This window comes from Butyrivibrio hungatei NK4A153, assembly GCF_000424465.1.
Classification (GTDB): Bacteria; Bacillota; Clostridia; order Lachnospirales; family Lachnospiraceae; genus Butyrivibrio; species Butyrivibrio hungatei_A.
Map to the genome: position 1 here is coordinate 5367 of NZ_KE384197.1, position 11317 is coordinate 16683.

An 11317-nucleotide genomic window follows, 5' to 3' on the forward strand; every position below is an offset into this window, starting at 1 on the left:
TATGTATACGCCTGACTTACGCCATTTGCAAAAGTCTTCTTTGAAAGACGACCTATATTATCATAAGCATAAGTAGTTTCTTCTCCGTTTCCTATGATGCTCCTTAGCTGAAGCTTATCATCATAGTTATAAGAAACTACCCTTCCGTCAGGATATGTGAGCTTAGTCTTATTATATTATAAAACGGTAGCTTCACTATATGCTGAAACTACCGTTTTACCGCATTTAAACCTAAGCAATAACACCATTGCTCTATTTTGCTTATTCAAGCTCTATAACCGCATACTTTGAATGTGGTAAAGAGGTAACTTTAACTTTATCTCCTTTTTTATTTTCTCATAGTGTCCAACCACACTATATTCACACTCAGTTCCATCAATTTCAACCATTATAGAATTTGAAATGCCAAACACTCCGCTTACCACTTCCTGAGATGCTACTCCATGTCCAACAACATAATTGTTTGCATCAATTAGTGGTTTATCTTTTACTATAGGTATCACTTCCATTATCACATGCATAGCAACAATTGCAGGTATCAATAATTTATACGCCACCCTTGCTGCCTTATTGTTTCTCAAAAACTCATAATTATCCCAATATGAATTATTGATCAAAAAGAACAAAGCAGAAATAATACCAACTACAAGAAAAATCATTATTTCCAAAAACTTTTTATTAAATATATTCTGATACTCCATAATATATTTCCTCACTAATCTAAACACTCTTGTGCTTTACCTGTAAAAAGAACATCTAAATAATTCATAATAATATTACTGCCTCCATTAATACCAAAAGCAGCTCTACCTATATCATCTATAATTGTCCCCATACTTCGTGGATCAAATTCTCGTAAAAACCACAACGGATTCTTCAAAGCTTCTCTCATCGCATTAACATTTCCTGGAACAAAACCTTTAAGCAATGCTGCTCCTCCATCAAATGCTGCACCAACAATTGCCCCCCATTTAGCTTTTCTAATCATTTCATTTATAGAAACCTTATCCTCAGTAACAGCATTAGCCAACATATCATTCATGAGTGAGCCCGCTAATCCACCAACCGTATTCTGTAAAGGAATTCCAGAATTAGCTATTGCCCCTCCAAATGTTGCAGCTGCATATGTTTCGGGCGATGATATTTGACCATTTACCACATCTGTAAATACTTGTCCACCAAAACCTAATACTGCGCCTCCAGGATTTGCTGCAAAAGAACCAATTAAAACAGCTGTATCTGCCATCCCTCTTGCAGCTCCTTTTTCAAAACTCTCTCCATTAATCGCTGCATTTACTCCAAAAGCAGTTCCTCCTGCCAAACTTAACACTCCTACTGCTAAGCCCGCACCTGCTCCACCGGTCACAACTGTTATACCAACCGCTGCAGCAGTTATAGCTGTCGCATTTATTATCTCTTTATGATCACTATAGAAATCTCCAACAGCATTCGCAGCTTTTGTCACCCATTTCGCCCAATTACCATCATTATCAACCAAAACTATAGGATTGCCAAAGCAATAGCCATAATGATTGAGTGTAAACGGTCTGTCAATGAATCCCTTTACGTTATCCTCTGACTGGAATCTTCCTACTTCTGCCTTATAGTATCTCGCCTGTGCAAATTTAAGTCCCGATACCTCATCTTCCTGATAGCCGGTAAAAGCAAAGGGCTGAATGATATTACCGTTTGTTGTGTAAGCGTACTTTGATGCATTCTGATTTCTGTCGTTACGTACTTTTCCTGTTAACGGATCGATATTTCTTCCAAAATCATCGAAGGCATATGATGATACAGCTACTCCGTCCATACCTGTCATGTACATTGGAGAGCCAAGCTCATCCTGAAGATAATAGTAGTTGTTGCCTGATTTTGACATCGAGATCACGTTGTTATCATAAACAAAGCTCTCTGTTTCGCCGTTTACCGTTCTCTCAAGAAGGTTGTAGTAATCCTTTGAAAGATCGCAAAGATACTCTATTCTTTCTTCAGGTCTTGTAGACTCTACTCTAAATCCAAGACCATTGTAGAAGTTTTCAAGTTCTCCCTTGTCTCTGTCAACTACTTTCGAGAGCATGTTTGTAGCATCAAAAGTAAAGCTCTTCTGCAAGAGACCTTTTATAAATTCCTTTGTCTGGTTTCCTCTCCTATCATAATCGTAAATCTTAAGGATTGCCTGATTTTTATATTATTGCTTTCATTTGTCTGATATATAAAAATGATTCATTCATACCTATATCTGTTTTTTGGTTCAATATATCTGCCGCAAGTAAATAATCATCACTTTTCACTTTACTTATAACTTCTGAAATATCCACATTGCTTTCGCCAAAACATTGCACTGTATTTTCTTTATCAAACATATATCGCGACTGATTCTCCATATTTGAATAGTAATATAATGGACTATCAGAATACATTCCAAGTATTCCACGTTCAACAAAAAAATCTTTTAGTAGACCATAGTTAGATAAATAAAATGGAAGCTTTATCTTTTTTCGATTATATAGCTTTATGATCAGCATCGAATTGGTGTATTGTCCGCAACTATCCAAATATATTTTACAAACATCTCCCCAACGATAAATTTGCACTTTCCCTGTTGGCAAAACATGTATTATTTCTTCAGCAGAAAAAGTAATCTTCTCATTTACTATTGATAATAAAAATGGAATATTTAACACAACAAAAATAAAAGCAAAAATCAGCAACCATTTCATTATATGTATATCATATCCTATATAAATCAGATAAATTAGTGCCATCAAAAACACTATCTCAGTTAAAATACTATATAGGCATCGTTTATTAACTGTCACTTTATCTATACTCATTTTGTATACACTCTCTTTTCTCGATTTTTACACAAAACATAAAAATTGATTTATACGGCTATCCCTCACATACAATACCACCTACGCGGTTAACCAAATTATCTATTTTACTATCCACCCCTGCGGTTATTCTATTGTAAGCAAAATCAATTACATGTTCTTGCATAGTATAACAAAAAACCATTTTTGCAGCTTCCATTGCATCCGGCGCATAGCTAAATGCATACTTCGCGATAGAATCTAAAGTATTCTTCCCAATGCCTTTTGCTATATCTTTAATTCCATTTACATCATTAACCATTTCACCTTGAGCAATAAATTCCGATGCAATTTTTTCTAAAACAGGATGCTGACCATTTTGAAATAGTTTATTAGCAATTTTGGGTGCATTCTTCGCTAAAATTCCTGTAGCTTTCATCATACCACCAACTGCTAATGCATTAACTCCTGCACCTATAACATTACTTATTTTTTCTTCAGTAGTAAGTTCTCCATCAAGAGAGTCCTTAGCATTATTAAACACTGCATCTGTAACAAACTGCACGCCCATCGCCAATCCTGCGCATCCAGTTGCAATTGCTGTTCCTTCAATAGCACCTTGAGCGGCACTTAATCGAACCTTTTTCCAATCAATCTCTTCACCGCTTAGTTTCTGATCCAGATATTCCAATCCACCATTTACAAAGCCTCCAACAGCTGCTCCTATAAGTAAATGTAGCAACTTACCATTTCTATCAATTGCTATTATCGGTGTATTTAAACAGTACAAATAATGATTTTGTGTTTCTGGAACTTGCTCAAATCCCCTAACCTGATCCTCACCAATAAACCTGCCATTATCCGCACTATAAAATCTTGCCTGAGCAAACTTAAGACCCGACACTTCATCTTCCTGATAACCGGTAAACGCAAAAGGCTGAACGATGTTGTCGCTTGTTGTGTAAGCGTGTTTTTGCACGTTATGTTTTCTGTTGTTTCTTACCTTTCCGGTAAACGGATCGATATTTCTTCCGAAGTCATCGAAAGCATATGCGCTTACGGCAGCTCCGTCTGTACCTGTCATGTACATTGGAGAGCCAAGCTCATCCTGAAGATAATAGTAGTTGTTGCCTGATTTTGACATCGAGATCACGTTGTTATCATAAACAAAGCTCTCTGTTTCGCCGTTTACTGTGCGCTCTAAGAGATTGTAATAATCCTTCGAAAGATCGCAGAGGTACTCTATTCTCTCCTCAGGTCTTGTTGATGTTACTCTGAATCCAAGTCCGTTGTAGAAGTTTTCAAGTTCTCCCTTGTCTTTGTCGATTACTTTTGAGAGCATGTTTGTAGCATCAAAAGTAAAGCTCTTTTGCAAGATGCCGTTTATGAATTCCTTTGTCTGATTACCACGGTTATCGTAATCGTAGGTCTTAAGGATTGCCTGAGAGCTGTTAAGCTCCTTAGTCTCTATGAGTCTGTCGAGAACGTCGTATGTATACGCTGTCTTTATATTCTCGCTTGTATCTGCGAATATCTCAGACATAGCGGTTCTGTTGCCGAATGCGTCGTATTCGTAAGCAGCTTTTGTTATTCCATCGTGCGTTGTCTTTGTAAGACGTCCGATAGCATCATAGCTATATTCATATCTTCCCGATACTTTATCAAGACCGCGTCTGTTTCTATCTATGCCGTCAATAAGACCTGCTTTGTTATAAGAATAGAAGTATTTATCAAGTACTCCCTGCTTATCGGAACTTTCCATTGATGCGAGGTTTCCGCCCAGCATATATGTGTAACCTTGAGTTACTCCGTTTGCAAATGTCTTACTTGAAAGGCGTCCAAGATCATCGTAAGTATATCTTGTCTCTTCACCGTTTCCGATAATGCTTGAAAGCTGGAGCTTTTCATCATAGTTATAAGTAACTTCTCTTCCGTCAGGATATGTGAGCTTTGTTCTTTCACCTGTAGCGCCATACTCGTATGCCACAGTCCTGTTCTTAAAGTCTGTTACCTTTGTAAGGCGTCCTAAGATATCATTTTCTATGTAGGCATATCGATATCAGTAAGATGCAATGACATCATAAATGATTTTGTTTTTTAATTGTCCATCTAATGATAATAAATCGAAAGCCCCCGTAAATTCATACTAAATCATTGGTATAAATTCATAGGAGCTTAGGATTTAATCAAAAAACAAAATCACGCAGAATAATTACTTCCGAAATGATATCCAATGCCAAAAAATATTAAATACGTAATTGCACATAAACATATTATCAATGTGAATTTAATATTTTTGATGCAGTATTTAGCATATAAATGTCCCAACGCACTTACTCCTAAAACTACTCCTCCTCCAGCTTCCATATATAAGTTATTACCTATCCTGAAATATCCCAAAATACCGCCAATTATAAAAAGCAAAACCATTAGGATAACAATAATACTCCTGTACTTTTCAATGTTATACATTGACGTTTGATGATACATGATAAAAAGAAACAATACGCAAAACAAAATTGAATCTATTCCCAACAAAAGATTAAATTTAAATTCAGTTATATCCTTTTTACAATATATCAATCCCATAACTACTATTGGCAGCAACACTATTGCATCCGCTAAAATAAATTCTTTAACTTTATTGCTCTCTGCAGATATCAGCATTAGCAAATCTACTACAATAAAAAGACAAGCAAGTATAATATATGTTGTAAATACTTTTTGATTTAAACGAACCATACCATTTTCTCCAATTCTATTTCTCAATATTCTTATAACCTATAGCAATGCTGGTTTCCAATGTTTTATCGAATAATACATTGCATCTTTAGTTAAATCTCTTAAGCTTTTTCCTTTATAAATTTTCAAATCATCACTCAAGCCTGTAACAACAGTACTAACTGCTAAACCAACTCCTAATGCTACTATGCCAAAACCAGAGCCCACTATAGCCGTTGTAATTGCTGTCGTGGCAACTATCTGTAACGTAGAAACAGCCGCATCAACAGTTGCATCAGAAAGTATCCTGTCTATAGGTTGTTTATTTTGAATATTATCATATACACCAATTCCAACATCTAATGCTACTGCAACAACATTAATATATTTTCCAAAGTCATCAATTTTCTTCGCAATATTTGTTGCTTTTTCAGCATTAGATAAGTTTTTTGCTGCAGCTTCACGCATAGAACGTCTTACTGCATTATTACTTCTATAATGACTCAAAGCACGTCCAGGTCTAGCTATTTTAGCCGAATGAAGCATAGCACTTATCTGTTTACTACGCCTCGATAAAACTTTTGCCCCCGTCAAAAGCCCTATTTTAAGGATTTCAACACCATTTTGAGCATACTTGCTTATAGTTGAAACATCTTGAGAAGTTATACCTGCACTACTATCTTCACCTTCACATTTGTTAGCAGAATCATTTGTTGACATTGAATTCGATTTAGGCGCTGGGTAAAATCCAACATCAGACTTAGGTTCTGGATAAAATCCAACATCAGACTGACCACTTAATGTTTGAGTTGGATCAGGAATTGAAGGTTCTTTTCCATTTTCATCAATCAAATTTATTGGATTATTTAAACAATACATATATCTATGCTGCGTATCAACACTATTAATAAAACCTTTTATCTGATCTTCACCTAAAAATCTCCCATTATCTGCACTATAATATCTTGCCTGTGCAAACTTAAGCCCCGATACTTCATCTTCCTGATAGCCTGTAAATGCAAAAGGCTGGATGATGTTGCCATTTGTTGTATAAGCGTGATTTGATGCATTCTGATTTCTGTCGTTACGCACTTTTCCTGTAAACGGATCTATATTTCTACCGTAATCATCAAAAGCATATGCGCTTACGGCCGCTCCATCTGTTCCTGTCATGTACATAGGTGAGCCAAATTCATCCTGAAGGTAATAGAAGTTGTTGCCGCTCTTTGACATTGAGATTACATTGTTATCATAAACAAAGCTCTCTGTCTCGCCATTTACCGTTCTCTCAAGAAGGTTATAGTAATCCTTCGAAAAATTTCAAAAAACTCTATTCTTTCTTCCGGTCTTACAAATGCTAATAGCGGAATCCCCCGATAACTTCGCTATATGCCGTAAGTTATCAGGGAATTTTTATCTTATCTGATCATCCTTCGATCACAATGCCATTTCTCTTTAGTTCATCATACAAAGCACTCATATCCTCAAATATAGCAATTTGTATAGGAATTTCTCTGTCTCTGGTCACAACAACAAATTTACCATCCATAAAGAAGCACTGATTAATGTCGCTATACTTAATTGTCTTGAAATATAATCCGGCATGTATCACAAACCTGTCCTCTTTAACCACTATCGAACTCTTAATAATCAAATTAAGAAAAAATCCCATAGCTGCTACTAATAGAAGAAACATAGCAACATTTATTATAGCTTCAAAAACGTTATCTCCTGCAAGCGCTCTGAATACTCTTGGTGAACATGCCGCTGCGGAAGCAAATGTTGTAGCCATTATTCTATTAAAATTGCCATTTTTGCGGCCTTTAATTTTATTTTTTCCATTATGCCGTCAATCCTCTTTCAAAAAATTGTAATGTCACATTGCAAAGTATAAAATATCATTTTAAAATCAGACACCTACATATTTTCTATAGCTCCTTGCACTTTCACTCAAATATCATCAACACGTTGAAGTTTTTTTCTTTCAGTCAGATATCTACACCAAGTATTATAATTTTCCCAACCCTCATTCGGATGCTCAAGCAATTTTATTTTTTTTCCACGATAATATATTACTGTTTGCTGAAACCTTGAGCCTTTAACAACGCGATAAAACTGCTCGACCTTGTCAAGCTCATTCACATTAAATTTATATTTTACCTTGTTTAAAACCTTAATTGTTATATTGTCATCGTCAATAATGATACGTATCGATCCAAACGCTAATATATATATAATTATTGCAACAATAACAGGTGTAAATCCAAAAACAAATATAAGGATCATCTCAATAACATATGATGTATCGTGTATAATAATGCTTTCTTTGATATTTTTAATGCCTTCTTGGTATATTATTGCCGCTAAAAATAATACTACTCCAATAAGAACGTAACCAAGTTTTATAAATTTAGGTTTCAAAATTATATTTGTGCCCATACTATACATTACTCCCCTAATTTTTTTTCAACCTGAATAGACAAATACTTATGCTACACTATCATTGCTTTCAACGTTCCAATATACATATCGGGATCCCAAAAGAAAATACCATATAGCATAAGTGCTCTTAACACTTTTGCTAATATATTTGCTTCTTTTTTATCTTTTTCAGAGCTCGCCTTAGTTGCACAATTCTGTAAAAAAATAGTAAGTATAATGCACGATGCAACTATTACAATACCTATATCTACTACAAGAGTCCAAAAAATATCCATACCTTAACCTCGCATTTATTCTTATTATACGGTATACGGTTATTCATTATTCAAATCCTTGATTCCATACCAACCTAATTTTAGCAAAGAGTTGTATAAGCTGTTGCCATAATATTGAAAATAGCCCAAGAATTTCTATATTCTCGGGCTTTTATATCGACTCTTGTATAATTAGTATTCACAAAATATTTTCAAATATATATTTCCTAAATTATATAATCCAAATGGTCTAGCTCTGTTGCTTGTTACGTTTTTTAATCTGTAATATAACAAAAAATATTTTAAAGACAGCAAAAATGCAAAATAAGCTCCCAAATAAGATTTCGCCAAAATAAATCAAGCTTCCACCTATAGCAAAATAAATACATGTTTCTATCGCCATACAAAAAAATAATTTTTTTCTATCATTTTCCATTTTGTTTTCCTCTTGTCAATTTTCTAAACTCTTCAAGACCTTCTATTTGACGTGGCGTAAGCTTTTTCATTCGTACTTCTTCTTCGCCATTTTTAACTATATAATCTTCATTTTCTATAACTACATCAAACTTGTTATCGCCAATCACAAAAAGCTTTCGCTGAGATATAACCGTATTATACTCAAAACATACACCATCTTTTGTATATGCTACTTTTATTGCGCCTAATATAACAATGACAGCAAACATCATTAAATCCAACAAAAGAATATATTTCCAATAATACTTATTTATATTCCCATTTACATTAATCAAAAACAGGTACACAATCATGATCGCACTATCTACTAGTTGAATACCAATAGCAATCATTCTACCCCGCTCATATTTATAAAATATTTCAACTCCTACATTATCTCCAAAAATCATAATATAGAAAGATAACAATATTACCAAAAGCGCAAAAACTATTATTCCAAAACAATGTTCACTGATCATTATCGTTGGAATATCCAAAAGCCCTTGCCATGACTCTTTAAAAGTATCAGGTGTATAAACAAATAATCCAAATAGCACCAGTCCCCCTAACGCTTTCGATAATATATTTGCATTTCGACTTTCTTTTGCAGAGCAAACTTTTTTTGTACAGTTCTGCACAAAAGTAACCAATGCTATACAGGGCCCCCATAGAACAACACAAAAATTTATTATAATGCTCCAAAAAATTACCATAAACGCTCTCCTCAATACAAAAGTATTAATGAAATCAAAAACATTATTGGATGTCAAAATTTAAATGAATCCATTTTCCCACCCTAATATTGAAGTAGCCCAAGAGTCTCTATACTCTCGGGCTTTTTATCTCCAGTCTGACTATACTAAATATCTGTACAATATAATTTTGAATAATATCAGAGCATCCATTAACTCCAAATAATGCTCGTTCAAAGTCAACAACTAAACTTCCGTTATTGGAAAATATTTATTTAACGCTATACAATTTTTTTGCATCGTCAGCAGAAACTGTTTCTACAACACGGTTAAGTTCGTAATACTTATAGCTCGTCTTTACTCCGTCAGGATCTGCTATTGTAGCAACGTTTCCTCTGTCATCGTAAGTAAAGTTTGACCCTATTCCTCTATCGTCATAAACTGCTTTTATGTTTCCGTCACTGTATGCAAAAATTCTGGCATTTCCTCCGGGATGGACTTTATTTAGTGCTGCATCAATAAACTACAGTACATATATATCATAAATATGCATCCAAAAGAAAAAAAACAAATAAGATATATATTTCCCCCAATAGCTTTATTGTTCCGTTTAATCTTAATATTTATAGCAAACACTTCCTCGATTATGATTGCAACACAGCATAAGATTATTATTATAATACTATACTTGGCACCAGCAACTTTCCAATAATTCTTTAAATTATGTTTAAAAAAATAACCAACAATTGTTATTACTAGTAATATGTTATTGCATACACGCAACAAAGCCATTGATAAAAGATATTCTTTTTTTGTTGAAAAAGGATTTCCTAATCTCTTTAACCACCTAGGTGCGGGATAATCATATCCCCTACCACTATATTCCGTAATTCCGCTTGCTAAAAAAACAAACAGCCAAATCAACAAAACAAAAAAACAATTATTCACCGCATTCCTCCTTTGGGGAATCATTGTATAGATTTGATGCAACTGTAACAAGCGGTGAGCCAATAAGTGTGGTTCCTGCCGCAATCACTAATCCCCTTGCAAGCTGTGCACTAATATACTTCGCACCATCTACAAAATGATGCAATATATTTATCTTTTTAGCCTGCCCTAAAACATATTTTCCATTTGCTTTAAACAAATATAAATGTTCTCCCACGTCATAAGCATCCTTTGCAGCTCCATCTCCGCCAATAAATCCAGCAGCTCCACCAATTATTCCACTTACACAAGCATCATAAATTATTTTTTTAGTGCTTTCACCTTTCTGTATATCATTGACTATTGATACTACTGCAGCATTTACAGCATTCAGACACGAAGACGCAGCCCTTCCTATGCCTGAACCAGTTATCAATCCTGCAATAGCGCCACCCACCCCGGCGACTCCAATCTGGCCAACATTTATACTATGATCTTCGTTAGTAACTATCTCTGTTCCAGTTTCCATAACAGCACTCATTGTTCCACAAACTGCTGCTCCCTTAGTCATTGATGCTGCCATTGCAACACCAGTTGAACCGCCTACTGCAGTCTGTGTTATTGCTGCAACAGCCCCAACGCCTGCTCCAATTGCCGCGCCTACCGCTGCACCTTTAAGCCCAGTAACAGCCGCATGTCCATAATCAATCTCCATTATGTTTTTCCCAGAAACAGCTTGAGATATCACATCACCAGCAAAACCAATCGCACCACCTATTAAAGCTCCTCCAATAATTGTAGGCAAATTTCCATCATTATCAACAAGATTAACCGGATTTTCCCAACAGTAACCGTAATGATTCAGCGTAAACGGACTAATAATAAATCCTTTTACATTATCCTCAGACTGGAATCTTCCTGTTTCTGCCTTGTAGTATCTAGCCTGTGCAAACTTAAGCCCCGATACTTCATCTTCCTGATAGCCTGTAAAAGCAAATGGCTGAATTATATT

At 35.0% G+C, this 11317-nt stretch carries 11 protein-coding genes; all 11 read right to left on the minus strand.

Going from position 1 to position 11317, the window contains the following annotated elements; all coding sequences use genetic code 11:
- Positions 1 to 272 precede the first annotated feature (272 nt).
- Entirely contained in the window at positions 273 to 701 is a 429-nt protein-coding gene (locus G628_RS0114035) for a hypothetical protein (protein ID WP_026668161.1), read from the minus strand.
- Between the two features lie 14 nt (positions 702 to 715).
- Complete coding sequence (locus G628_RS0114040) at positions 716 to 2110, minus strand: RHS repeat domain-containing protein (protein WP_026668160.1); 1395 nt, start codon at positions 2108 to 2110, stop codon at positions 716 to 718.
- Positions 2111 to 2183: 73 nt separating this feature from the next.
- Positions 2184 to 2834 carry a hypothetical protein gene (locus tag G628_RS0114045; RefSeq protein WP_026668159.1) on the minus strand — a complete coding sequence of 217 codons (651 nt, stop codon included), beginning with the start codon at positions 2832 to 2834 and terminating at the stop codon, positions 2184 to 2186.
- A gap of 58 nt (positions 2835 to 2892) precedes the next feature.
- Positions 2893 to 4800 carry an RHS repeat-associated core domain-containing protein gene (locus G628_RS0114050; protein ID WP_027209395.1) on the minus strand — a complete coding sequence of 636 codons (1908 nt, stop codon included), beginning with the start codon at positions 4798 to 4800 and terminating at the stop codon, positions 2893 to 2895.
- 212 nt (positions 4801 to 5012) lie between these two features.
- Positions 5013 to 5555, minus strand: coding sequence for a hypothetical protein (locus G628_RS0114055; protein ID WP_026668150.1), 543 nt, complete (start codon positions 5553 to 5555; stop codon positions 5013 to 5015).
- Positions 5556 to 5594: 39 nt separating this feature from the next.
- The gene (locus G628_RS0114060) at positions 5595 to 6767 is read right to left on the minus strand and encodes an RHS repeat-associated core domain-containing protein (protein ID WP_026668151.1); all 1173 of its coding nucleotides are present in this window, start codon (positions 6765 to 6767) and stop codon (positions 5595 to 5597) included.
- Between the two features lie 193 nt (positions 6768 to 6960).
- Positions 6961 to 7326, minus strand: a complete 366-nt coding sequence (locus tag G628_RS0114065; RefSeq protein WP_026668152.1) for a hypothetical protein — start codon at positions 7324 to 7326, stop codon at positions 6961 to 6963.
- A 158-nt stretch (positions 7327 to 7484) separates the two neighbouring features.
- Positions 7485 to 7973: a hypothetical protein gene (locus G628_RS0114070; RefSeq protein ID WP_026668153.1), complete on the minus strand. Its 489-nt coding sequence runs from the start codon at positions 7971 to 7973 to the stop codon at positions 7485 to 7487.
- Between the two features lie 53 nt (positions 7974 to 8026).
- Positions 8027 to 8251, minus strand: coding sequence for a hypothetical protein (locus tag G628_RS0114075; protein WP_026668154.1), 225 nt, complete (start codon positions 8249 to 8251; stop codon positions 8027 to 8029).
- 404 nt (positions 8252 to 8655) lie between these two features.
- Entirely contained in the window at positions 8656 to 9399 is a 744-nt protein-coding gene (locus G628_RS0114085) for a hypothetical protein (RefSeq protein WP_026668156.1), read from the minus strand.
- A gap of 919 nt (positions 9400 to 10318) precedes the next feature.
- Positions 10319 to 11317: RHS repeat-associated core domain-containing protein (locus tag G628_RS17580; protein ID WP_034501015.1), on the minus strand; the 999-nt coding region annotated here is incomplete at its 5' end.